Genomic DNA, 23689 nt, shown 5'->3' with positions numbered 1-23689 from the left:
TACGATATAACGAAAGCGGTGAAATTTTTGTGCTAAATCCCTTTATCTAAAGGCGTGGAACCTGTCGCTAGGCTGAAGCCTTGACCGAAACAGCGCGAAACGCACATATTACGTTGGTAATTTTTACCAGCTACTACGTTTAACCAGTCCGATTTCTTCATTCAGGAGTACATCCATGAGCAGCTACGACGTCGTGATTCTGGGCGGTGGGCCCGGTGGGTATAACGCTGCGATACGTGCAGGCCAGCTGGGATTGAAAGCGGCCTGCGTCGAAGGTCGGGCGACGCTCGGCGGTACCTGCCTGAACGTCGGCTGCATGCCGTCCAAGGCGCTGTTGCACGCGTCCGAACTCTACGACGCGGCCATGGGCGCGGAATTCGCCAACCTGGGCATCGAGGTCAAACCCACCCTCAACCTTGCCCAGATGATGAAACAAAAAGATGAAAGCGTTACCGGGCTGACCAAGGGCATCGAGTTTCTGTTTCGCAAAAACAAAGTCGACTGGATCAAGGGCTGGGGCCACATCGACGGTCCGGGCAAAGTCACGGTCACCGACAGTGCGGGCGACAAGACCGCGCTGAGCGCCAAGGACATCATCATCGCCACCGGCTCCGAGCCCACGCCCCTGCCGGGCGTCGACATCGATAACCAACGCATCCTCGACTCCACCGGGGCGTTGTCGCTGGCCGAAGTGCCCAAACATCTCGTGGTGATCGGTGCCGGCGTCATCGGTCTGGAACTGGGCTCCGTGTGGCGGCGCCTGGGTGCTCACGTCACGGTAGTCGAATTTCTCGACCGCATCTGTCCGGGCGTGGACGTTGAGGCAGGCAAAACCCTTCAGCGTTCGCTGAGCAAACAAGGCATCACCTTCAAGTTGAGTTCGAAAGTCACCCGTGCCACTTCAGCGGCCGGCGGTGTTCAGCTCAGCATCGAACCGGCGGCCGGCGGCACCGCCGAGGTGCTGGAGGCCGATTACGTGCTGGTCTCGATCGGGCGCCGGCCTTACACCCAGGGCCTTGGGCTGGAAAACGTCGGCCTCGCCACGGACAAGCGCGGCATGCTTGCCAACAAGGGCCACCGCACCGAAGCGCCAGGCGTGTGGGTGATCGGCGACGTGACCTCCGGGCCGATGCTCGCCCACAAGGCTGAAGACGAAGCCATGGCCTGCGTGGAACAGATCGTCGGCAAGGCTGGCGAGGTGAATTACAACCTGATTCCCAACGTGGTCTACACCAAACCGGAGCTGGCCAGCGTCGGCAAGACCGAAGAGCAGCTCAAGGCCGAAGGTCGCGCGTACAAGGTCGGTAAATTTCCGTTCACCGCCAACAGCCGGGCCAAGATCAACCACGAAACCGAAGGCTTCGCCAAAGTGCTGGCCGATGAACGCACGGACGAAATTCTCGGCGTGCACCTCGTAGGCCCGAGTGTCAGCGAAATGATTGGCGAGTATTGCGTGGCAATGGAATTCAGTGCCTCGGCCGAGGACATTGCGCTGACGTGCCATCCGCACCCGACACGGTCCGAGGCGTTGCGTCAGGCGGCGATGAATGTGGAGGGGATGGCGACGCAGATGTAAGGCTTGGAGTCTTGCGTAATCCGGTCTGGCCCCTTCGCGAGCACGCCCGCTCCCACATTTGATTTGTGGCGTTCATGTAGGAGCGAGCCTGCTCGCGATGGGGGCGACTCGGTTTAGAGCGGAAGATGCCCTAAAGGCAACGCCCCCGGCGTCTTCACCGTGTGAATCGCAAAGTTACTGCGAATATCGCTCACACCCGGCAATTTCAGCAGTCGCTCGGTCAGAAAGCGGTCGTACCCACGCAGATCCGGCACCACTACTTGCAGTAGAAAATCCGATTCCCCAGACACCAGAAACGCCGAAATCACCTCCGGCAGCGCCGTCACGGCCACGCGGAAGGCTTCTGCCTGCTCGTCGTTGTGACGCTCGACCTTGACCCCGACAAACACTGTCAGTCCAAGCCCCACTTCGTCGCGATCCAGATTGGCCTGATACCCACGAATCACTCCGGCTTCTTCCAGCATCCGCACCCGACGCAAACAGGGCGAGGCGGACAAACCGATTTCGTCGGCCAACTGCACATTGCTCAGTCGACCGTCCCGTTGCAGGGCCGCGAGGATCTTGCGGTCGTAGGCGTCCAGTTTCATGGTTTGGCAAATCCTGATGGTTGGATCTCGTGAAAGCAGCAGGTTATGCCAATTTTCCATGCTTTAGAAGCTGACTACGCAACCACCTGCCCTGCCCTTGCGCCCTAGACTGAGCTACCGAATCGACAACGAAAGGAGCGCAACATGGCAGGACTCTGGCTGTTTATCATGGCATTGGCCGTGGTGTATCTGTTGCCTGGACCGGACATGATCCTGCTGCTGCAAACCGGTGCCCGTCAGGGTAAAGGGGCGGCGTTGGCGACGGCGGTCGGCTTGGGTATTGCCCGTGGCTGCCATGTGGCGTTGGCCGCGCTGGGGCTGGCGGCGTTGTTCAAAGCGGCGCCCTGGACGTTCGATGCGGTGCGTCTGGCCGGGGCCGCGTACCTGCTGTGGATCGGTATTCAATGCCTGCGGACTACGATGCTGCCGAACCTCAACGGCACTGACGCCACAACCGTAAAACCGCGCTGGGCGGCGTCGATCCAGCGCGGCCTGTTGACAAATCTGCTCAATCCCAAGGCGTTGCTGTTCTGTTCGGTGCTGCTGCCACAGTTCGTCAATCCTCACGCCGGATCAGTCCTCACGCAATTCGCGATCCTGGGCATGCTGCTGGTCGGTGTCGGCTTTCTCTTCGACAGCGCTTATGCGCTATTGGGCGCGGCGCTGGGCCGTTGGCTTCAACGCAGTCCTTCGGCCCAGCGGCTCCAGCAGTGGCTGTTTGGCAGCCTGTTGATCGGCTTCGCAGTGCGGCTGACCTTCGTGCAACAGGCGTAAACCTTATGGCGTCCGACGGCGACGACGGTTGATCAGTTGCAACGCCACCGCCGTCACGACGAGGACACCACCGATCAGCAACGGCCACTTATAGGGCCGCAGTACCGCACGCGTTGCGTCAGTGGCCTGGGTGACATAACGCTTGCTGGCGTTTTCGAAGTCGGGATAAGGGCACTGGTGACCAAAATCCACCGCCCAGTCCACATAAGGCCCTTCTTTCACGTAGCGCTGGTACAGGGCACTTTGATCTTCAAGGCTGCTGTTCCACCCCGCCGCCGAGCACAGCACTGCCGCAAAGGCCTGGCTGGTGTGCGGCAAGTTATCGGCGGCGCGATTGGCCAATGCCGTGGCCACAAATCGATAGTGATAACGCTCATCGGGTTTGGCGGCACTGGCTTGCTGGCGCTGGACTTCACCTTCGGCGACTAGCGGTCCGACTTTCAATTCAGTGGTTTCGAGGCTGTAGTTGCCACCAAACGTGGCGTAGTCCGGGGCCATTTCGTAACCGAGAATGTCCATCCCCCACTCACGCGCCGTCCAGGCTGCGTTAAACAGTGCGGCGGCACGTTTGGTCGGCCACCATGCCGAATCGGCCAGCTGACGCTGCTGCGCATACAACCGCGCTTTTTTCTGCAGATCGGGATTGTCGAAGTACGCCAGCGCTTCGTCGTAGCGTTCTTCGCGCAACAACCGGCGGCCGAGCAGATTGCGCAATTGAGCCGCCACCGGCAACGGCACGTAGTTGTCGCGATCCTGCTGGCTCAAAGGCGGTGGCGCGGTCACTTGAGTGTCAACGTAATGCTTGAGCTCATCGACGGTCAGCACCCGTTCGGCCACTGTCGCGGCATCGAACCAGTAAATGCTTTGGCTGCGATACAGCTGATCGAAGGCTTGCAGATAATCCCCGCGTTGCAGCGCCAGAATCGCACTTTCACCCTCGACCCGGCATTTGGGCTGAAGGGTTTCGTAGTCGTAGTCCGGCGTCCGGCGATCACCCCACGATTCATTTTGCGGGAACGCCTGAGCGGCCTTGGCATACGCCGCAGCCGCTGCGTTTTTATCGCCATCGCGCAACGCCAGTTTCGCCCGCAACCACCACGCCAGGCCGCCGTCCCCGGCGTGTTCAAGGAAGGCCTTGGCGCTGGCGTAATCGCCTTGTTGATAATTCATCGCGGCCAGTCGATCCGCGTTATCGAGGCTGCCCTGGGTGCTGCTTTGCAGCAGTTTGATCAGTTTCAATTCGTTCGGTGGCTGATCACCAAATGACCAGCCCAGGCGGCTGATCAACGACGCGGTGACCAGTTGCTGCACCGGTTTACCCTTGAGCAATGCGGTCAGTTGGTCGTCAGGCATCGCCAGCAAATCGGCCACCAACAGCTTCAGCGAGGTGTAACCCACCGCCGAGCCGTGCAGGTTTTGGGTGGCGTAGAGTTCGATGGCGTTGTCCCAGTCGCCGGCGGTACGGGCCACGCGCGCCTCTTCGCCGAGGCTGGCGACACCCAGTTCCAGCGGATCGCTGAAACCGTCGATGCTTAGCTGACGCGTCTGCTCGAACGCCCTGCGCGACTGCGCCAACAGATCAGGCGCAGCGTCCGCCTCCTTGCTCATGACAAATAGCGCCCGGCCCAAAGAATACGCAGCCCAAGTGCTGCGCAACGCACGTTGATCGGCCGGCAGCGCCAGCACCTTCTGAAAGTATTCGGCGGCCAAGCGATGATCGCCTGCACTGAATGCTGCAGCGCCCGCCGAATACAGCTTGAGCTCGGCAGGCAGGCTTGCGCCTTGTTCTTCGACCTGACGGGCATCCGTCAGGCTGCGCAGTTGTTTCACCAGCGATTGTTGTTCCGCCGTCAGCCCGGTCTGCTCAGCGGCGTCTCGCTGTTCTGCGTAATCAGTTGCTTGCATGCTGTAGGGCGACTGCGCGACATTTTTGAGCCCCGTGATCGCATGACCGAGACGGTTGATCTCAAACTGGAAGTTGCCCTCCGGGAGCTCCGCCAGCGATTGACCGCGGTTGTCCAGCAGGCGCATCGGGAAGTCCGGCCCGCAGGCCAGCGCCGAACCCAGCGGCAAGCTGAGGCTCAGACAGAGCAGATGGCGGGGCCAGTTACGGGTGAACATTCGAACCTCCTTGATCAATTTTTGTACAGCGCGCCCAACCGATTGCACGCTGCCCACCGGCGGCTATTCGACCGTCGTTAAGGCGGGTGAAGGTAAGCAGATCGGGGCTTTGTTGCAACGCATAACCGGCCAGCGCATCAGCGCCGTCACAGCCTTGTACGGCGAGGGTCACGCGTTCGGGCCATGGGCTGTCGAGGTTGCCCTGGTTGCTGACGCTGATGTCATAGAGACCGTCTTGCGCACTAAGTTTCACACCCAAGCGGCTGTCGAGTGTGTCACCGCGAGCCACCGCGCCTAGCGTTGTCAAACTCCACGCCCGGCGGTCGCCCGCCAGCGGCAGGCGAAACCAGATCAGGCCGGCCAGATGAGCAGGCGGATCGGCACGTAAATCCAGGGCGAGTGTGCGTAGTTGAAGTGGATCAGCCAGCAGTTCGCGGCGTTCGCCACCGCGCCCCACCGGTACTTCGCTTTCCACCACCGGTGCGCCACTGGTGCCGGGCAGCAAAGCCACGCCGTAGGCCGGGAGTGCCAGATAGAAAGGCTTTGTCGTGATGCGCCCCCAGCCCTTGGCCCACTTCCGTGCCTGATCCGGGTCGAACAACCCGCGCCGAGGATCGCTCACCGCGTGCACCTGCAACACGCTGCTGTCGACGGTCGATAACAGGACCGGCAGTTCGGGGCTGTCCAGCCAGGCCGGTAACGCCGTGATGCTCAGCGGTAATGTCGTCGGTAAAACCGTTCGCAGGTGCGTCAGAAAATCTCGATAAGCCGGTAACCGGACATTGCCCGCATCGTGGTCAATTTCCACACCGGACAGCGTCAACCCCTGGGCTTGCCAGTCGCTGAGCAGCTGTTGGATGTGCGCAGTGACTTCATCCTGATCCAGCGACTGGAGCTGACCATCCAGACGAATCACCGCAATGAGCGGCCGACCATCGCGTTTGAGCAGCGCCGGATCGATCCGCGCACGACGCCAGCCGGCCTGAGGAAACGCCTGCAAGGCCAACACCCGCAACGTCGAAAAGTCCGTACGACTGTCGCGCAGGGCAGCGTCATGAGCGGGCGTCCATTGCCGTTGCCAGACGTAGAGTTGTTGGTCGAGCGGCGGCGCGTCTTGTTGCTCGCAGCCGTTGAGCAGCACCACAGCGGCAAGAAATACCGCCAGACGAGTTAAAAACATGAAATCAATAACCCCAGACAACACAGGGTTGCAGGGTACACAAAACCTGTGGGAGCGAGCTTGCTCGCGAAAGCGGTGTATCAGTCGACATAGGTGTGGGCTGTGACTCCGCTATCGCGAGCAAGCTCGCTCACACAGGTATGTGGTTAGGGTTTGCGGGCGATGATCACCTGACTTTTCGCCACGACCGCATCCAGTGCTTGTTTGATCTGCGCGCCGCGAGGGGACGCCAGAACCGCTTGCCAGGTGTCGGCCCAGTGATTGAGCAACGGGTGATCGGCATTGCTGAAATCGACCTTGGCTTCCCAGAACAACAACATCCACATCGACCAGTAAAACCCGTACTGGCTGTGGCTGAGTACTTCCAGGCCGGCGTCGCTGACCATCGCCTTGAACTGCTCTTCGCTGATGATGCGAATGTGGTTGGGCTTCTGGAAATACTCCGGCGCGGCGATGTCCTTTTGCAGGTCTTCGGAGCTCGGGTGCGGAACGCTGAGCAAATACAGCGCGCCCGGCTTGCCGACTCGCACCAGTTCGGCGAGGAACTGCGCCGGATCGTCCACATGTTCGATGACTTCGGTGGACACCACGCGGGTGGCGGTGGCGTCGGCAATTGGCAGCGGATTGCAGTCGGTGACGTGGCATTCGATGTCACGCGCGGGGGTGTCACCCAGGCGCTGACGAGTGGCTTCGACCTTGGCCGCGTCGATGTCGGCGATGATGATCTTCGCCCCGCGCATGCCACAGAAATGCACGTTGCCCCCGTCACCACAGCCCACGTCCAGCAGTGTGTCTTCGGCGCTCACCGGGAACCCGGTGAACAGCTCGCCGGTTTGCTGATTGAACCAGCCACTGAGCATCGCGTCGTGCAGGCCGAGCATGTACGGGTCGACTTTGTCGACCTTGTCTGCCGCAGGCGTCGCGGGAGCGGGCGTGCCCGCCGTGAGTTTCTTCAAAAGGCTCAGCATGAGGTAGCTCCAGAGGATGGGACGGCTGTTCGGGACGGGCTCAGGCGTTTGACCAGCGAGGCGCCGCGGTTGCGCATGGGCATTTCGATGTAGCGGTAGTTGAGTTCGCTCAGCAGCACGATCAGGCCGCCAGCCATCAGCAACGTCAGGATCGGATGGCCCGCCGGACTGGGCAGCCCGGCAGCCTGTACACGAAAAGTGAATTCACGTACCAGCAAATAAGCCGGAATGTGGATCAGGTAAATGCCGTAGGACCGGCTCCCGACCCAGGTCATCAGATGCTTCAGCACACCACGAGGCAACAGATAATCACGGTTGTACGACGCGACCCAAACCAATACCGCGCACAACACAGCGATCACACCGATGCGGTACTGGGTGAAGGTAAAGCGATCCGTTGCCATGAAACTGAGCGCCAGCGACAGCACGATCAACGCCGAGATGCCGGCCCATGGACGACGCAGAAACGTCGGTTCCCAGCGCCGGTACGAAGGTTGCGCACTCCACATCGCCAGCAGAACGCCAAGGGCCAGCGCATCGGTGCGAACCACCATCAGCATCGGCGTGCGCAACGTGAAGATTTGCACCGCAACCAGCGCCAGCAACGCCCAGACCAGATGCTTGCGGCAGGCCAGGATCAGCAGCGGAAACAGCAGGTAGAACTGCTCCTCCAGCGACAGGCTCCAATACACAAAACTGGTGCCGTATTCGTAATGATAGAAGCTGTCGGCGAAGCGGAAGTTGGCGTATTGCGCCACACCGGCCAGCGTCGCCTGCACGTTGGCGTGCAACGTTCCGAATGCGCCGGAGCGGTTTAAAAAGAGGCACGCCAGCAACATCAGCCCTAACCACAACCAGGCCGACGGCAATAGTCGAAAGGCTCGGCGCAGCCAGAAATTACGCGTTTGCTGCCAATATTCCTGGCGAGTGCTGCACCCCTGCAACGCAGGAATCAAACTGCGTGCGATGACGAATCCCGAGATCGCGAAAAACAGATCGACGCCCCACCAGGGCTGACCGAACGCGGTGATGGTCTGCAACAGCGGCACCGAGGCGGCAAACAGGCTGTCTTGCAGGTGATGAAACAGCACGCCGAGTACCGCGATACCGCGCAACAGCTCGATGTCCATGATCCGTTTTTCGTTACTCATGCCGTCCTCCTGGACGCTGCATCGGCATCCACCGGTTTGCGCGCGATGATCACCTGGCTCTTGGGCATGAACTGATCGAGCATCTGCTTGATCGCCAAGCCGTCGGGTTGCGCCAGCAGGTCTTGCCAGGTTTTCGCCCAGCTCTCCATCAGCGGCGGGTACGGCGCCTGGATGCGGTCACGCACCGCGCCACCCAAATCCCGACCGGCAGCCCGCTCACTGGCCCAGAAGAAGATCATGCCCATCACCCAGAAAAACCCGGTGGCTTGACGATGCTCGATCACCAGCCCCGCGTCCTCCACCAGTGCGGCAAAGCGTTCCGGGGTAAAAATCTGTACGTGATTGGGCGACTGGAAGTAGCTCGCCGGAGCGATGCCCTTTTGCAAATGCTCGCCCACCGGCGCTGGAACGCTGAGCAGATACAACGCACCGGGCCGGCCCATGCGCACCAACTCGGCCATAAACGGCTCCGGGTGTTCGATATGCTCCAGCACTTCCATGCACACCACTTTGCTCGCGCAACCGTCAGCCAGCGGCAATGGCAGGCTGTTGCTGACCAGGCCGAGATTGGCTTTATCCGATTGCGCATCCACTTGCCGGGCCAGGTCGCGGACCTTGTCGTGCTCACTGTCAGTGAAGATTACCGACGCGCCCTGGCGCACCGCGAACAACGTCGCGACGCCTTCGCCACAGCCGACGTCCAGCAAGGTGTCGTCGGCGGTAATGGCAAACCCCTTGAGCAGTTCGCCGCTGTCTCCTGAAAACCAGCCGTCATGCATCGCGTCGTGCAAGCCCACTTCTCTTGGCGACACACGGATGGGCTCAACCGGCGACGGCGTGGGCGCGGGTTTCGCTTCAGGAAAGAAACGTCTGACCAATGCGCGAATCATGCCTCGGGGGTTTCCACAGCGCGGGTTTCGAACAACTGGGCAAAATAGCCCTTCAGGCGTTGCTCGGCAGTGGCCTGGCTGCAGAATGTCTGGAGGCTGGCCACGGCGTGCGTGGACATCTGTGCATAACGTTCGGGGTCGCTCTTGGCCACCTCATAGCTAGTCCGGTAAGCGCGGCACAATGACGCCCAATTGGTGACGTAGCGCAACGTCCGGAACGCCCGGCGCGGATCATGCGGCCAGGCGGTCAGTTCGTCCGTGGAGTCGATGAGGAACGCATTGTCGGCGTCCAGGTAATCGATCATCGCCGTGGTCCGTGGCGCCACGGCCGGTTTGCCGCAGGACATGAACTCCATCAGCGGCAGGCACTGGCCTTCGCCGTAGGACGTGTTGACCACGTAGCGGGTCGCTTGCACCAGACGCTCGTAATCAGCATCCGCCAGGTAGCCGTAGATCAGCACGATGCGGCAGCGGTAGGACTGGTTTTTGTACAAGTGATGCAGGATATCGGTCAGCGCGGCTTCGGCATCGTGGTGGGTCAGTTTGAGCACCAGCGTCGCGTCGTCGACTTCGCGGAAGGTCACGCAAAAAGCGCTGAGCATGTCTTCCCAGTTCTTGCGCCCGTCGCCGGGGTTGAACACCGAGGTGTAAATCACCCCGTCGAGGACCAACTCGTGCTCACTCGGCGGGGCCTCGAAGTCGATGCCCACCCCTTCGCGCGATGACGCAGGCCCGAAGGCCCGCAAATCGAGTTCGCGGCTGTCGGCCAGCAACCCTTTGATCTTCAATCGCACCTGGTTGGCCAGCGGCTGACGCTGCAATTGCGCACCGCGCTCGGAAAACCGGTCCCACACCGGGGCAGGCACCGCGACGATCGGGTAGTCGGCGCCCATCGCCTCGCGCACCGCCGTCACGGTGTAGCTGGAATGAGTAATCGCCGCACCCGCAGCCCGCAACACCGTGCGCCAGTCATTGAGCGGGTCACCGGCAAAGGGTTCGTTGGGGATGGTACTGAATTCCCATGCGAACACCGGCAGCGTCGGGCAAGCAAGGTTGACCGGCGTGCGATGAGGGGGCGAGAACGACAGGAACACGCAGTCTTCGCCTCGGGACAGACACTCCCGGTACAAGGCATCGACTTCAGTCTGCGGGTCGCGGACTTCCACCACGCGCCCCAGCCGTTCCAGCACGGGCCGGTACTCCTTGAGCACGAAGTAGTAGCTGTATTCCGAGCGGCCAAGGTTCTGGGCGATGGTGTGCTGGTTGGTTTCCGAATGAATGATGATCAGCATGCGGCGTTATCCGTTGCAGTCGCTGCCGGCAAAGCCTGTGGCGTCAGCCCGAAAAAATCTGCCAGACGCTTCTGCACCGGGGCGAACGCGCAGTAGTCATGCATACGCTCGACGGCGGCGAGGGACATGCGCTGATAATCCTGCGGTTGCGCCTTGGCCATCCGGTAGCTGTTTTCGTAGGCGGTTTTCAGCGAACCCCAGTCCGGTCGATAGCGCAGGGTGCGGTAGATGATCCGGGTGTCCTGCGGCCAGATGGTCAGCTCTTCGCTGGACTGGACCACAAAGGCCACGCGCTCATCGATGTAGTCTTCCATGGCCGTGTGATCCGGTGCGATCACCGGTTTGCCGCTGGCCATGAACTCCATCAGCGGCAGGCACAGCCCTTCGCAGCGCGATGCATTGACGTAGAAACTGGCCGCCTCGTAAAGCCGGGCGTATTGCGGATCGTCCAGATAGCCGTGCATCACCACCACTCGACAGGCGAATGGCGAGAGCTGCGCGAGCAAGGTCATCAACTCGTCGTAGTAGGACGACAGGTCGCTTTGAGTGATTTTCAGCACCAGCGTGGCGTCGGACGTTTCGCGAAACGCCCAGCAGAATGCCGTGATCAGTTGATGCCAGTTTTTTCGTCCGTCACGCGGGTTAAACACGGTGACGTAGACCACGCCGTCGACCCGGGTTTCTACCAAAGAGGTGGTGTCTGGCCACTGGCGCGGCTCGGGCTCTGGCACCGCCATCGTCTGCGGGCCGGCGATGGCGGGCAGGTATTCGGCCACTCGAGCATGCGCCTTATCGGAAAGTAAATCGCGAATGCCTTCCCAGTACCACTGGCTTAGATAGTGCGTGCGATGCAGCGGAACCGGCAGCGTTTTACCCATGTCCCGGCGCCACATGTGCAGGTAATGGCGGGCAATCACGAAGCGGCGTTTCAACGTTAGCGGTGGTGGCTTCAACGCCTCCAGCTCTGCCTCGCGCGCCGCCAGTTCCTCGGCGGTCGGCACTGCGGGAATCAGCGCATCGGCGCTGAGGCCGAGGGTACGTGTATCGAAAATGCAGCCCTTGATGTCCAGCGTCGAACCGGCGTTCACCGGGGCGCTGGTGTGCTGACTGCGAATGGCCGCAAAGTTTTCCCACAGCGGCGTCGGCAACACCAGCACCGGGAAGTCTTCACCCATGGACCGACGAATCGCCCGGGCGGTATGACTCGAAAGCGTGATTACCCGTCCCTGACGCGCGAGCATTTGCGTCCAGTCCTGACGCGGGTCGTTGTCCCATTGCTCATCGGGAATCGAATCAAACTCCCAGGCCACCACGCAAATTGTCGGGCACTCAAGGTCGTTCGGGGTTTTCTGCGGCGGCGTAAAAGACAGGAACAGGCTGTCTTCACCAGCGGCCAGGAGTTGTTTGTAGAGGAGATCTACCTCGGCGGTGGAGGACACCACATGCACGCGCCCCAGGCTTTCGAGCACTGGCCGATACGCCTTGAGCACGAAGTAGTAGCTGTATTCGGGTCGACCGAGGCTCTGGCTGATGGAGCTGTCGTTGACGTCCGAGTAAAGAATGAAATTCATGGCATCCCACGATGAAACCGCCATCCCGGCAGCCTCACTCTATGACGGCAAAGCGATCGGAGCGCCGGTGTTTGCCGGTCGTCGTCCATCGTCTTTTTGCTCGTCTACGTTCTTGTTTTAATGGTCAGCCTCGCAGGGTTCGGGAACAACCCGCACGAACGCTGGATAATCGTGACGAGGGGCATTCTAAACACATCCGTCGAGGATTCGTGAACCGCCCAGCGAGAATAAATCAGGCTACGCTAACGAGAACTGATCAGTCACGGTTGGACCTGTTGAAATTGCTGCGCAATTGGCACAGATTGGCTACCAAACAACTACAACAAACATTTCGCCTGTCTTTCGACCAACCCATCCACCCGGTCTGTCAGACATCTCCTCCAAGCCTGTGGGGAAAAGGACGAAATGAATGACCAAGGGGCCGCTGTTTGAAAAAGCGTCTGTTCGTGACGGGTCTGAGTGGATTCGTCGGACAACACATCCAATCTCGCCTGAACGCTGATGCCTCGGAATGGGCGCTACTGCCTGCCGCTTCCCGTTACGATCTCGCTGAACCCGGCAGCCTCGAAGGCCTGTGGCCCGAGATGCCCGACGCGGTCATTCACCTGGCCGGCCAGACCTTCGTCCCCGAAGCCTTCCGCGACCCGGCGCGCACGCTCAACATCAACCTGCTCGGCACCCTGAACCTGCTTCAAGCGCTGAAGGCTCGCGGCTTCAGCGGTACGTTTCTGTACGTCAGCTCGGGCGATGTCTACGGCCAGGTCACTGAAACCGATCTGCCCATCACCGAACACCAGCCACCCTGCCCGCGCAATCCCTATGCGGTGAGCAAGCTGTCGGCGGAATTCCTCAGCCTGCAATGGGGCCTGAGTGAAGGCTGGCCGGTCATGGTCGCCCGTCCGTTCAACCATATCGGCACCGGCCAGAACGAAAGCTTTGTCATTGCCAGCGCTGCCCGGCAGATCAACCGAATCAAACAAGGTTTGCAAGCGCCGCAACTGGAAGTCGGTGACATTGATGTCACGCGCGATTTCCTCGACGTTGACGACGTGATTTCGGCCTACCTGGCACTGCTGGAAAAGGGCGTGCCGGGACAGGTCTACAACATTTGCTCGGGGCACGAGCAGAGCATTCGCAGTTTGATCGAACGACTGGGGGACCTTGCCCAGGTCGACATGCAATTGATTCAAGACCCCGCGCGCCTTCGTCGTGCGGATCAGCGTCGCGTTTGTGGCAGCCACGCCAAGCTCGCCCAGACCACAGGATGGACGCCTGAAATCACAACACAACAATCCCTGCGGGCGATCCTGTCCGACTGGGAGAAGCGAGTACGACAAGAATGACTAAAAGTGCACTGATCACAGGGATCACCGGCCAGGACGGCGCGTATCTGGCCAAACTGCTTCTCGACAAGGGCTATAAAGTCCACGGCCTGGTGGCGCGGCGCAGCAGCGATTCGCGCTGGCGCTTGCGTGAAATGGGCGTCGAGGGCGACATCGTTTACCTGGACGGTGACATGGCCGATGCCTGCTCGGTGCAGCGCGCGGTCATCAAGTCGGCCCCGGACGAGGTCTATAACCTGGCCGCGCAAAGTTTCGTTGCCGCCTCGTGGGACCAACCGGTCACCACCGGTATCGTCGACGGTCTGGGCGTGACTCACCTGCTCGAAGCCATTCGCCAATTCAGTCCGCACACGCGTTTTTACCAGGCGTCCACCAGCGAGATGTTTGGCCTGATCCAGGCCGAGCAGCAGGACGAGAACACCCCGTTCTATCCGCGTAGCCCGTACGGTGTGGCCAAGTTGTATGGCCACTGGATCACCGTGAACTACCGCGAAAGCTTTAACCTGCACGCCAGCAGCGGGATCCTGTTCAACCACGAATCACCTCTGCGCGGCATTGAGTTCGTGACCCGCAAAGTCACCGACGCCGCCGCCCGCATCAAGCAAGGCAAACAGCAGGAGCTGCGCCTGGGCAACATCGACGCCAAACGTGACTGGGGCTTTGCCGGCGACTATGTCGAAGCCATGTGGCTGATGTTGCAACAGGACAAGCCCGATGACTTCGTGGTCGCCACCGGCATCACCACCACCGTGCGCGAAATGTGCCGGATCGCTTTCGAACACGTCGACCTGAACTACCGCGACTTCGTGAAAATTGACCCGGCGTTTTTCCGCCCGGCCGAAGTGGAAGTGCTGCTCGGCAACCCGGCCAAAGCCCAGCGCGTGCTGGGCTGGAAGCCGAAGACCGATCTGGATACCTTGATCCGCATGATGATGGATGCGGACATGAAACGCGTCGCCAAGGAGTAGGCCATGCTGATTCCTGTGATTCTCTCCGGCGGTGCCGGTACTCGCTTGTGGCCGGTGTCCCGCGAAGGCCATCCCAAGCCATTCATGACCTTGCCCGACGGTCAATCGCTGCTGGGCAAGACCTATCGGCGGGCCGCCGGCCTGCTCGATGGCCGGGGCGATATCGTCACAGTGACCAACCGCGACTACTACTTCCAGAGCAAGGATCACTATCACGAGGCGCAGCTCAGCCGTCATCGCGGGCACTTCATGCTGGAGCCGACGGGCCGCAACACGGCCCCGGCCATCGCGGCCGCGGCGTTGTCGCTGCAAGCTCTGCACGGCGATCAAGCGATCATGCTGGTGATGCCCGCCGACCATTTGATCCTCAACGAAGACGCCTTGAAGACCGCCGTGGATCACGCAGTAGCGCTGGCAAGGGATGGTTTTCTGGTGACCTTCGGTGTGGTGCCGACCGCTCCGGACACCGGTTTCGGCTACATCGAAACCGGTGCTGCGCTGGACGATAAAGGCGCAGCCAAGGTGCAGCGCTTCGTCGAAAAACCTGATTTGCAAACGGCGACGCATTATCTGGAGAGCGGTAATTTCCTGTGGAACTCCGGGATGTTCTGCTTCTCGATCGGCACCGTGTTGGCTGAACTGCAGGTCCACGCCCCCGAGTTACTCGAGCAGACGAGAACCTGCATGGCGGCCAGCAGTCCGGTGGAAACCATCGGCTGCCTGCAACAGGAATTGTCCCCGGCACTGTTCGCCGAGATCACTGACATTTCCATCGACTACGCCTTGATGGAGCGCTCCGAAAAAGTGGTCGTGGTGCCCGCCCAATTCGACTGGAGCGACATCGGTTCCTGGGGCGCAGTGGCCGCGCTGGTGCCAGCAGATGCGCAAAACAACCGCGCCAGCGGCGATGCGGTGTTCATCGACAGTCACAACAACTTTGTCCAGAGCGAAGACCGGCTGGTCGCGGCCGTGGGTGTGGATAACCTGATCATCATCGACACCGCCGACGCCGTGTTGGTGGCCCACGCTGATCGCGCACAAGACGTGCGACGGGTGGCCAAGCAACTTAAGGACAAGAAGCACGAAGCCTATCGTCTGCACCGCACGGTCAGCCGGCCTTGGGGCACCTACACCGTGCTCGAAGAAGGTCCACGCTTCAAAATCAAACGCATCGTGGTCAAACCCGGTGCTAAGTTGTCGCTGCAAATGCACCACCATCGCAATGAGCATTGGGTGGTGGTCGAAGGCATGGCCAAGGTCACCAACAACGGCACGGGTACGCACCTGGTGGCCAAGAACGAATCCACCTTCATTGCCGCCGGCCACAAGCATCGACTGGAAAACCCGGGCGTGATTGACCTGGTGATCATCGAAGTGCAAAGCGGCGAATACCTGGGAGAGGACGATATCGTTCGCTTCGAAGACCAATATGGCAGGACGGTTTGAATGCTGCTTTCTTTGTACCGCTCGCTATGGGGCTATCGGGGGTTCATCCTCGGTAGCGTCAAGCGAGAGTTTCAGGCGCGTTACCGCAATTCGTTGTTTGGTGCCCTGTGGACCGTGCTTAACCCGCTGTCGATGATCATTGTCTACACCGTGATCTTTTCCCACATCATGCGCGCCCGTTTGCCCGGGGTGGATGACGGTTTGGCCTACAGCGTTTACCTCTGCGCCGGCCTGTTGACGTGGGGGTTGTTCGCGGAAATCACCGTGCGCAGTCAGAACATGTTTCTCGACAACGCCAACCTGCTGAAGAAAATCAGTTTTCCGAGAATCTGCTTGCCGGTGATCGTGCTATTCAACGCCGGCATCAACTTCGCGATCATCATCGGCCTGTTCCTCGGTTTTCTGCTGATCACCGGGCGACTTCCAGGCATGGCGCTGCTGGCGCTGATTCCGCTGCTGGCCTTGCAGGTTGTGTTCTGTGCCGGATTGGGGATGATTCTTGGCGTATTGAATGTGTTCTTCCGCGATGTCGGGCAATTTTTCGCCATCTGCCTGCAATTCTGGTTCTGGCTGACGCCCATCGTGTACCCGATGAGCATCCTGCCCGACTGGGTGCAGCGCGTGCTGCAACTCAACCCCCTGACCAACCTGATCACCAGTTACCAGAACGTGTTCCTTTACGGCCAATGGCCGGTCTGGAGTTCGCTGCTGCCGATCATGGTGGCCAGTGTCTTGTTCTTCGTCATCGGCCTGCGTCTGTTTCGTCAGCGGGTCGGCGAAATGGTGGATGAACTCTGATGGGGCACATACGCGTCACCGGCCTGGGCAAGGCCTACAAGCAATACCCCACTCGCTGGAGCCGACTGGCTGAATGGCTGATCCCTTTTTCGCCGATCCGTCATCGCCAGCACTGGGTGCTGCAAGATGTGGCTTTCGAGATTGCCCCCGGTGAGTCCGTGGGCATCGTCGGGGTCAACGGCGCGGGCAAAAGCACCCTGCTGAAAATGATCACCGGCACCACCCAACCCACTTGCGGCAGCATCCAGCTCGAAGGTCGCGTTGCCGCCCTGCTGGAACTGGGCATGGGTTTTCATGCGGACTTCACTGGCCGGCAGAACGCGGTCATGGCCGGGCAACTGCTGGGCATGCAAGTTGAAGAAATCGAAGCATTGATGCCGGAAATCGAACGCTTCGCGGAAATCGGCGACGCCATCGACCACCCGGTGCGCACCTATTCCAGCGGCATGCAGATGCGCCTGGCATTCAGCGTGGCCACCGCGCGGCGCCCGGACATCCTGATCGTTGACGAAGCGCTGTCGGTAGGCGACGCCTACTTTCAGCACAAAAGTTTCGACCGCATCCGCAGCTTTCGCAAAGCCGGCACTACGTTGTTGATCGTGTCCCACGACCGCTCGGCGATTCAGTCGATCTGCGACTCGGCGATCCTCCTGGAAAAGGGGCGGATGGCCATGCACAGCACGCCCGAAGCCGTGATGGATTACTACAACGCGCTGCTCGCCGAGCGCGAAGGCCAGACGGTGCGTCAGGAAATGCTCTCGGGTGGCCAGGTCAGCACCATTTCCGGCACCGGTGAAGCCGGGATTTTGCGGGTGCGTTTGCTGGACGAACACGAACGGTCCATCGATGCGGCGGAAGTCGGTCAGCCGGTGGTGCTGGAGGTGGAGGTCGACATCCGCCAGGACATCGAGCGGCTGGTGCTGGGCTTCATGATCAAGGATCGCCTGGGCCAGGCCATGTACGGCATCAATACCCATCGCCAGGATCAGGCGCTGAATGATCTGAAGGCCGGGGAGCGTGTGACCTACCGCTTTGCCTTCATCATGGGCCTGGGCAAGGGTAACTATTCGGTCGCCCTGAGCCTGTCCCGACTGGATTCGCACCTCGATCGCAATTTCGAATGGCGCGATTACGGCCTGGTGTTCCACGTAATCAATAACCGCCACGAAGACTTCGTTGGCTGCTCATGGCTGGGGGCAAAAACCACCATCACCCGCTCCGTTGAAACGCTGATGCCGGAAAACACACCATGACGCGCCTTCTGGTCGAATGCACCCACGTTTTCCAGCACCCCAAGGTCAACTCGGGCATTCAGAGAGTGGTGCGCAACGTCATCAACCAACTGCCGGAATCGGTCGACGGGGTTGAGTGCATTCCAGTGGTGATGCTCAAAGGCCAACTCTACCGAGTGCTGATGCTCGGCGCGCTGAACATTCCGTTTTTCGATCACTTGATGATCTTCGGTGGACGACTGGGACGCCTGGCGCACCGTTTCTGGCAACTGCATCAACGTCTGCACAACCGCAGCCACTCGCGAATCATCAAGCGTTTGCTGCACGTGGCCTACCGGGTGACGGCGATCACCTGTTTCAGTATTCCGCTGCGGATAATCGAAGGCATTAACCAGTATCAACTGCCCAAACGCTGTACGCCGTTGCAGCACCAGCCGGGGGATCAACTGGTGTTGCTGGATTCGTCCTGGCACACCGATTTTTTCCCGTTTGCCGAACAGCTCAAACGCGACGGAGTGGGCATCGTTTCGGTGATCTACGACCTGATTCCCCTGACGCATCCGCAGTTCTACGATACGCGGCTGGTGCAGGTCTTCAACGAGTGGTTTGACTGGATCACCCGAACGGCCGATGGCTACGTGGCTATTTCCGAAACGGTGCGCGATCAAGTCCGAGAGGAATTGCAGCGCCGCCTCGGTCCTGCCAGGGCCAATGAGTTGTGGTTCGACTATTTCCACCTCGGTTCCGAACTCGACCTCAGCGAAGCCACCGCCGCCGTGGAGCCGCGCCTGGCAAAGCTGTTCGAGGCGCCGGAGCCGGTGTTCCTGATGGTGAGTACCATCGAACCGCGCAAGAACCACGATTACCTGCTGGACGCCTTCGAACTCGCCTGGGCGGCGGGCTCCAAGGCCCGGTTGTGCATTGCCGGTCGAATCGGCTGGAAGTGCGACGCCCTGCTCGCCCGGGTACGCAATCACCCGCAACTGAATCAGCGTCTGTTCATGTTCAACGACCTGAGCGACACCAGCCTCGAACATGCCTACAGCCACGCCAGTTCGCTGGTATTTCCGTCGTATGTCGAAGGCTTCGGCCTGCCGCTGGTGGAAGCCATGCAGCGCGGACTCCCGGCGATGGGCAGCGATATTCCGGTCTTTCGCGAAATCGGCGGTGACTTCATGGCGTACTTCGATCTGGCCGAGCCACAAAGCCTGGCCGATCTGGTCGTGGGTTTCGAGCGCAGCGGTCAATTCCCGGCCACCCGTGACGTCGCGGACTGGCGCTGGATCGGCTGGCGTGAAGCCAGTTCGCAATTGGCCGAACGAACCTTGCGCAATCTTGTAGAAGCGCCGGTCATGCCAGAGAGGCAACATGCGAATTGCCCTTAATGCGCGGATCCTCCAGGCACCGCGCACCGGTATCGGCCACTACGTCGCCGAACTGGCGAACGCCCTTGCCGCTGAGCCGGATATTGAACTGGCGCTGTTTCATGGGTGGGGCTGGAGTTCGACTCTGCCGGAAGCGGCCATGCCCGGTTATTCGCGACTGACGCCGTTGCTGCGACAAATTCCGGGGGCGTATCAGGCCCGACGCTGGCTGGAGCAGAAACGCTTCGATCAAGGGCGCGCGAGGACCATCGACCTCTACCACGAACCCAGTTTGTGGCCGCTGTCGTTCGATGGCCCGACGGTCATCACCTTGCATGACCTGACCCACCTGCATTACCCCGACACACAGCCGCCCGCACGCTTGCGGGAAATCGAACGGCGGCTGGCCGACGGCGTGCGTCAGGCGAGCCTGATTCTCACTGACTCGCAGTCCATTGCTGACGAAGCCCAGGCACATTTCGGGCTGCCGGCCGAGCGGTTTGTCGTCGCGCCACTGGGCGTAGCGGCGCGATTCCACCCACGGGCGCCCGAGGCCATCGACGCCGTGCTCAAGGCTCATGGCGTCGAGGCGCGAGAATATTTTCTCTGCGTCGGTACCCTGGAGCCGCGCAAGAACCTGACCCTGGCCCTGCGCGCCCACGCTCAGTTGCCGGAAGCCATGCGCCAGCGTTTTCCACTGTTGATCGTCGGCATGGCCGGTTGGCAACGTGAACAGTTCAGTGAAGAACTGCATCAAGCCCTGGCCAGCGGTCACGTCTGTTTGCTGGGTTACCTTCCCGACGAGCAGGTCGCGCAACTGCTGGCTGGCGCTCGGGCGCTGATTTTTCCATCGCTCTACGAAGGCTTCGGCCTCCCGGTGCTGGAAGCGATGGCCTGCGGCACGCCGGTCATTCTGACCCGGCGTTCGGCCATGCCCGAGGTGGCAGGCGCAGCGGGCAACTATTTTGAACCTGACGACCCCGAGGGCTTGCGTGATGCCATGAACCGCCTGATCGAAGATCACGCGCATTGGCAGGCATGCACGGACGCAGGATTACTTCAGGCAAGGCTTTTTACCTGGGAGCGTTGTGCGCAGGTCACGGCACGCGCCTACCGCCAGGCCATGGGAGGTTGAATGCGGGTTCTTCATTTTTTCAAGACGTACTTGCCTGACTCGGTCGGCGGGATCGAACAAGTGATCTTCCAGTTGTGCGAAAGTGGCGCCCAGCACGGTGTTGAGGGTCAGGTGCTGACTCTTAGCGCCGATCCGACACCACCGGTCGTAAAGCTCGGCCAACACGAAGTCCATCGGGCCCGACTCGATATTCAATTCGCTTCCACGGGTTTTTCCTGGAGTGTCTTCAAACAGTTTCGCGAGTTGGCGGCCGAGGCCGACGTGGTCAATTACCATTTCCCATGGCCATTCATGGACCTGGTGCATTTCGCCAGCGGCGTGAACAAGCCGAGCGTGGTGACGTACCATTCCGACATCATTCGCCAAAAACACCTGCTCAAACTCTACCGGCCCCTGATGAACCGCTTTCTGGCCAGCACCGACCGGATCGTCGCCGCGTCGCCCAACTATTTGCACACCAGCGACGTGTTGCAGCAGTTTCACGACAAGACCCGCGTGATCCCTTATGGCCTGAACAAGGCAGGTTATCCACAGCCCGACATCGAGCGCATGACCCACTGGCGGCAGAAGCTTGGGGATAAGTTTTTTCTGTTCGTGGGGGTGATGCGTTATTACAAGGGATTGCACATCCTGCTCGAGGCCTTGAAGGACCTGGATTACCCGACGGTGATTGTCGGTGCCGGCCCGCTGGAAGCAGAGCTTCACGCCCAGGCAGCGGCGTTGGGGCTGCGCAATGTTCACTTCCTCGGGCGTCTGGGGGACGAAGACAAAGTGGCGCTGCTGCAATTGAGTTACGCCATCGTGTTCCCATCGCACCTGCGCTCCGAAGCGTTCGGCATTTCACTGCTGGAGGGGGCGATGTTCGGCAAACCGATGATCTCGAGCGAGATCGGCACCGGCACCAGCTACATCAACATTCACAATGAAACCGGGCTGGTGGTACCTCCCAGTCATCCACCAGCCTTCCGTGAAGCGATGCGCACGCTGTGGGAAAACCCGATTCGTGCGGCAGAAATGGGCGTGAAGGCAGAGGCGCGGTATCGGCAGTTATTCACAGCGGACGAGATGGGCCGTAAGTGGACCGAATTGTACGAAGAGCTGCTTGAGGAAAAATCCCTGTCTTACGCTTAACCGCTTTTTTGTAGGAGTGGGCCTGCTCGCGATAGCGGTGTAACAGTCGACATCAAGGTGGATGTCAGGCCGCGATCGCGAGCAGGCTCACTCTTGCATGGGTTCTATGTTCTGCCGATGGGTTACAGATCCAGCACCAACGGTTGCGACCCCTGCGCCGGCACCGCACAACAAATCAGCACTTCTCCAGCGCCGGGCACTTCTGCCGGCACCTGTGGATAAGTCACTTCCCCGCTGATCAGGCGCGTCTTGCAGGTCCCGCAAGAACCACCGCGACAACTGAACTCCGGGCGCAAACCACGGCTTTCGGCCAATTCCAGCAAACTGCCGCTATCGGGTTTCCAGCGAGCTTCCTTGGCCGAGCGCTCGAACACCACCGGCACCGATGTCGTGGCAACCGGTGGTTGCTCGATGACCACTGCATCCGGATCGGGTACCCGGCGCAACGTCGACGGGCCAAAGGTCTCGGCGTGAATCCTTGAATCGCGGATGTCCATGTCACGCAAGCTGTCGTACATCGCCTGAGTAAATGCTCCCGGACCGCAGAGCACGAAATCCAGCTGAGCGTAGTCTTCTACGTCGAGCATGTTCTTGAGCAGGTCGGCGTCGATCCGCCCGGTCAGGTCGAAATCTTCACCTTCGCGCGCCTCGGGCTCCGGCTGACTGAGCAAACGCAAGACTCGCACCGCGTCGCCAAGCCCGTCGAGCAAGCGGTTCAGTTCAGGGCCGAAGGGTTGATCGGCCAGGGTTCGCGAGCTCTGGATGAACCAGGTCGGGCGGATGCTCCGCGTGCGCAGGCCTTGATAAACCACCTCTCGCACCATCGACAGCAGCGGCGTAATGCCCACGCCAGCCGCCAGCAAAACCAGGGGGCGCCGCTCATGCGGTGCGACCGTGAAATGCCCTTGTGGCGCACGAGCTTCCACTACATCGCCAACTCGAATACGGTCATGCAGATGCGATGACACCAGCCCGTCACGCTTCACGCTGATACGGAAAAAGTCATCGGACGGCGCACTCGACAGGCTGTACGTGCGGATATGCACGTCACCGTCAATGTCGAACCGCAGCGGCAAATGCTGCCCGGCCTGGAACACCGGCAATCCGGCGTCATCCGCAGGCTCCAGATAGATCGAACGGATGCCTTGGCTTTCCTGTTCGATCCGCGCCACCCGCAGCGACCGCCAATGATCGCCCAAGGCCTTGGCTTGCAGGCGTGCATTGGCCTGCGCCCAGGTGCCGGTCAGTAAACTGGTGGGCGACACACCGTCAAAGCGCCAGCGCAAGGCCAATGCCGCAGGCCGGCGCACCATGTGCTCGACCTCGAAGGTCCACAGCCGCTCGGCCCCCTGAAAAGCCTCGACCTGCGGGCCCTCGAGCATGACTTCTGCGCGGCCGCTGAGGTGCAGCAGATCGCCCGTGTTGAAATCGATGAACAGCAAACCGGCCCGAGGATTGATCAGCAGGTTACCCAAAGTGTTGAAGAACAGGTTGCCGGCGAAATCCGGGATAGTCAGGCGATTACCTTCCACCTGTACGAAACCGGCCTGGCCACCGCGATGAGAAACATCCACCGAGCGTTGGCCATCGACGTCCACATAACTGGCGACAAAGAAGGTATCGGCGTCAGCGATCATGGCTCGCGCCGCGTCATCCAGCGCATTGAGATGCTGCGCGACACGGGTCGACGGGTCCGCCAGGGGCACCGAGCGAAACTGGCGCAATTGAATGTATTGCGGGCAATTGCCAAACGATTGTTCCACTGTCACCTCGAAGCCGCTCGAAGTCACAGCGCCGACTCGACCATTCATACGGTTGCGACGCCGGGTGTGCAGTTCGATGCCGAGCAGACCGATCGCCGCGCCGTCCTGCAATGGTGCAGGGTCGTCGCTGCCGGGCAGGCTGTCGAACTGCAACAATGCAGGCGCCGGGGAGTGTGCAAACCCCGGCGGCCCTTCAAGAACACTGGCCCAAGGCTTGCCGTCGGCATCCACCGCGCCGTACAGCATGAACGGCAGTTGTTGATAGAACTGGCGGTGCTGATCCGGCATCTCGCCGCGAATCACCCTACGGCCTAAAGCGTCCATTCGCTCGGCCACACCCACATGAGCCTGCATCTGTTTCTCGCCAGCGTGCCAAGGTGAACGGTCCATAACGGCTTC

At 60.5% G+C, this 23689-nt stretch carries 19 protein-coding genes; 10 read left to right on the top strand and 9 right to left on the bottom strand.

All coding sequences use genetic code 11. The annotated features are described in order from the left end of the window. Positions 1–175 precede the first annotated feature (175 nt). Positions 176–1576, top strand: a complete 1401-nt coding sequence (lpdA, locus tag NL116_RS00250; protein WP_494375539.1) for a dihydrolipoyl dehydrogenase — start codon at positions 176–178, stop codon at positions 1574–1576. A 113-nt stretch (positions 1577–1689) separates the two neighbouring features. On the opposite strand, the gene NL116_RS00245 is transcribed toward lpdA, so the two are convergent. Continuing rightward, entirely contained in the window at positions 1690–2163 is a 474-nt protein-coding gene (locus NL116_RS00245; protein WP_027926238.1) for an Lrp/AsnC family transcriptional regulator, read from the bottom strand. Positions 2164–2307: 144 nt separating this feature from the next. On the opposite strand from NL116_RS00245, the gene NL116_RS00240 reads away from it, so the two are divergent. Further along, on the top strand, positions 2308–2937 hold the full coding sequence (locus NL116_RS00240; RefSeq protein WP_494375538.1) for a LysE family translocator: 630 nt from the start codon (positions 2308–2310) through the stop codon (positions 2935–2937). 3 nt (positions 2938–2940) lie between these two features. Here NL116_RS00240 and NL116_RS00235 read toward each other — a convergent pair whose 3' ends face one another. The 7 genes from NL116_RS00235 to NL116_RS00205 form a co-directional block, all read right to left on the bottom strand. Beyond that, on the bottom strand, positions 2941–5058 hold the full coding sequence (locus NL116_RS00235; RefSeq protein WP_494375537.1) for a hypothetical protein: 2118 nt from the start codon (positions 5056–5058) through the stop codon (positions 2941–2943). Then, positions 5045–6238, bottom strand: coding sequence for a DUF3142 domain-containing protein (locus NL116_RS00230; protein ID WP_494375536.1), 1194 nt, complete (start codon positions 6236–6238; stop codon positions 5045–5047). Before NL116_RS00230 ends, NL116_RS00235 begins: the two co-directional genes overlap by 14 nt. Positions 6239–6384: 146 nt before the next feature. Next, a complete protein-coding gene (locus tag NL116_RS00225; RefSeq protein ID WP_494375535.1) occupies positions 6385–7206 on the bottom strand; it encodes a class I SAM-dependent methyltransferase in 822 nt (273 codons plus the stop codon). Then, positions 7200–8357 carry an acyltransferase family protein gene (locus NL116_RS00220; RefSeq protein ID WP_494375534.1) on the bottom strand — a complete coding sequence of 386 codons (1158 nt, stop codon included), beginning with the start codon at positions 8355–8357 and terminating at the stop codon, positions 7200–7202. Before NL116_RS00220 ends, NL116_RS00225 begins: the two co-directional genes overlap by 7 nt. Next, positions 8354–9247, bottom strand: coding sequence for a class I SAM-dependent methyltransferase (locus tag NL116_RS00215; protein WP_494375533.1), 894 nt, complete (start codon positions 9245–9247; stop codon positions 8354–8356). The genes NL116_RS00220 and NL116_RS00215 overlap by 4 nt, the downstream gene beginning before the upstream one ends. Beyond that, on the bottom strand, positions 9244–10539 hold the full coding sequence (locus NL116_RS00210; RefSeq protein WP_494375532.1) for a glycosyltransferase: 1296 nt from the start codon (positions 10537–10539) through the stop codon (positions 9244–9246). Before NL116_RS00210 ends, NL116_RS00215 begins: the two co-directional genes overlap by 4 nt. Beyond that, complete coding sequence (locus NL116_RS00205; protein ID WP_494375531.1) at positions 10533–12110, bottom strand: glycosyltransferase; 1578 nt, start codon at positions 12108–12110, stop codon at positions 10533–10535. The genes NL116_RS00210 and NL116_RS00205 overlap by 7 nt, the downstream gene beginning before the upstream one ends. Before the next feature lie 428 nt (positions 12111–12538). Here NL116_RS00205 and NL116_RS00200 point away from each other — a divergent pair, with 428 nt between their 5' ends. Genes NL116_RS00200 through NL116_RS00165 form a run of 8 tightly spaced genes read left to right on the top strand, consistent with a single transcriptional unit; the run spans position 12539 to position 21527 of the window. After that, positions 12539–13453 (top strand): GDP-mannose 4,6-dehydratase, encoded by a 915-nt coding sequence (locus NL116_RS00200; protein ID WP_494375530.1) that lies wholly within the window; start codon positions 12539–12541, stop codon positions 13451–13453. Next, positions 13450–14421 (top strand): GDP-mannose 4,6-dehydratase, encoded by a 972-nt coding sequence (gene gmd, locus NL116_RS00195; RefSeq protein WP_027926228.1) that lies wholly within the window; start codon positions 13450–13452, stop codon positions 14419–14421. The genes NL116_RS00200 and gmd overlap by 4 nt, the downstream gene beginning before the upstream one ends. Before the next feature lie 3 nt (positions 14422–14424). Continuing rightward, positions 14425–15867 (top strand): mannose-1-phosphate guanylyltransferase/mannose-6-phosphate isomerase, encoded by a 1443-nt coding sequence (locus NL116_RS00190; RefSeq protein WP_494375529.1) that lies wholly within the window; start codon positions 14425–14427, stop codon positions 15865–15867. Next, complete coding sequence (locus tag NL116_RS00185) at positions 15868–16665, top strand: ABC transporter permease (RefSeq protein ID WP_494375528.1); 798 nt, start codon at positions 15868–15870, stop codon at positions 16663–16665. Continuing rightward, positions 16665–17918: an ABC transporter ATP-binding protein gene (locus NL116_RS00180; protein WP_494375527.1), complete on the top strand. Its 1254-nt coding sequence runs from the start codon at positions 16665–16667 to the stop codon at positions 17916–17918. The genes NL116_RS00185 and NL116_RS00180 overlap by 1 nt, the downstream gene beginning before the upstream one ends. Further along, positions 17915–19282: a glycosyltransferase family 4 protein gene (locus NL116_RS00175; protein WP_494375526.1), complete on the top strand. Its 1368-nt coding sequence runs from the start codon at positions 17915–17917 to the stop codon at positions 19280–19282. Before NL116_RS00180 ends, NL116_RS00175 begins: the two co-directional genes overlap by 4 nt. After that, on the top strand, positions 19266–20396 hold the full coding sequence (locus NL116_RS00170; protein ID WP_494375525.1) for a glycosyltransferase family 4 protein: 1131 nt from the start codon (positions 19266–19268) through the stop codon (positions 20394–20396). The genes NL116_RS00175 and NL116_RS00170 overlap by 17 nt, the downstream gene beginning before the upstream one ends. Further along, the gene (locus NL116_RS00165; protein ID WP_494375524.1) at positions 20397–21527 is read left to right on the top strand and encodes a glycosyltransferase family 4 protein; all 1131 of its coding nucleotides are present in this window, start codon (positions 20397–20399) and stop codon (positions 21525–21527) included. A gap of 122 nt (positions 21528–21649) precedes the next feature. Here the strand turns inward: NL116_RS00165 and NL116_RS00160 are convergent, their stop codons facing one another. Next, positions 21650–23680 (bottom strand): 2Fe-2S iron-sulfur cluster-binding protein, encoded by a 2031-nt coding sequence (locus NL116_RS00160; protein WP_494375523.1) that lies wholly within the window; start codon positions 23678–23680, stop codon positions 21650–21652. Positions 23681–23689 lie beyond the last annotated feature (9 nt).

This window comes from Pseudomonas sp. FBCC-B1667 (assembly GCF_059133255.1).
Note: the sequence above shows the minus strand (reverse complement) of the source record. Positions and strands in the feature narration are given on the sequence as shown.

Bases quoted from the DNA above. Each gene is read 5' to 3' on its own strand.
- NL116_RS00210 (WP_494375532.1), bottom strand. From the start codon at position 10,539: ATGCTGATCATCATTCATTCGGAAACCAACCAGCACACCATCGCCCAG.
- NL116_RS00165 (WP_494375524.1), top strand. From the start codon at position 20,397: ATGCGGGTTCTTCATTTTTTCAAGACGTACTTGCCTGACTCGGTCGGC.
- NL116_RS00190 (WP_494375529.1), top strand. From the start codon at position 14,425: ATGCTGATTCCTGTGATTCTCTCCGGCGGTGCCGGTACTCGCTTGTGG.
- NL116_RS00185 (WP_494375528.1), top strand. From the start codon at position 15,868: ATGCTGCTTTCTTTGTACCGCTCGCTATGGGGCTATCGGGGGTTCATC.
- NL116_RS00170 (WP_494375525.1), top strand. From the start codon at position 19,266: ATGCGAATTGCCCTTAATGCGCGGATCCTCCAGGCACCGCGCACCGGT.
- NL116_RS00205 (WP_494375531.1), bottom strand. From the start codon at position 12,110: ATGAATTTCATTCTTTACTCGGACGTCAACGACAGCTCCATCAGCCAG.
- NL116_RS00235 (WP_494375537.1), bottom strand. From the start codon at position 5,058: ATGTTCACCCGTAACTGGCCCCGCCATCTGCTCTGTCTGAGCCTCAGC.
- NL116_RS00175 (WP_494375526.1), top strand. From the start codon at position 17,915: ATGACGCGCCTTCTGGTCGAATGCACCCACGTTTTCCAGCACCCCAAG.
- NL116_RS00230 (WP_494375536.1), bottom strand. From the start codon at position 6,238: ATGTTTTTAACTCGTCTGGCGGTATTTCTTGCCGCTGTGGTGCTGCTC.
- NL116_RS00240 (WP_494375538.1), top strand. From the start codon at position 2,308: ATGGCAGGACTCTGGCTGTTTATCATGGCATTGGCCGTGGTGTATCTG.
- NL116_RS00225 (WP_494375535.1), bottom strand. From the start codon at position 7,206: ATGCTGAGCCTTTTGAAGAAACTCACGGCGGGCACGCCCGCTCCCGCG.
- NL116_RS00160 (WP_494375523.1), bottom strand. From the start codon at position 23,680: ATGGACCGTTCACCTTGGCACGCTGGCGAGAAACAGATGCAGGCTCAT.
- lpdA (WP_494375539.1), top strand. From the start codon at position 176: ATGAGCAGCTACGACGTCGTGATTCTGGGCGGTGGGCCCGGTGGGTAT.
- NL116_RS00245 (WP_027926238.1), bottom strand. From the start codon at position 2,163: ATGAAACTGGACGCCTACGACCGCAAGATCCTCGCGGCCCTGCAACGG.
- gmd (WP_027926228.1), top strand. From the start codon at position 13,450: ATGACTAAAAGTGCACTGATCACAGGGATCACCGGCCAGGACGGCGCG.
- NL116_RS00220 (WP_494375534.1), bottom strand. From the start codon at position 8,357: ATGAGTAACGAAAAACGGATCATGGACATCGAGCTGTTGCGCGGTATC.
- NL116_RS00215 (WP_494375533.1), bottom strand. From the start codon at position 9,247: ATGATTCGCGCATTGGTCAGACGTTTCTTTCCTGAAGCGAAACCCGCG.
- NL116_RS00180 (WP_494375527.1), top strand. From the start codon at position 16,665: ATGGGGCACATACGCGTCACCGGCCTGGGCAAGGCCTACAAGCAATAC.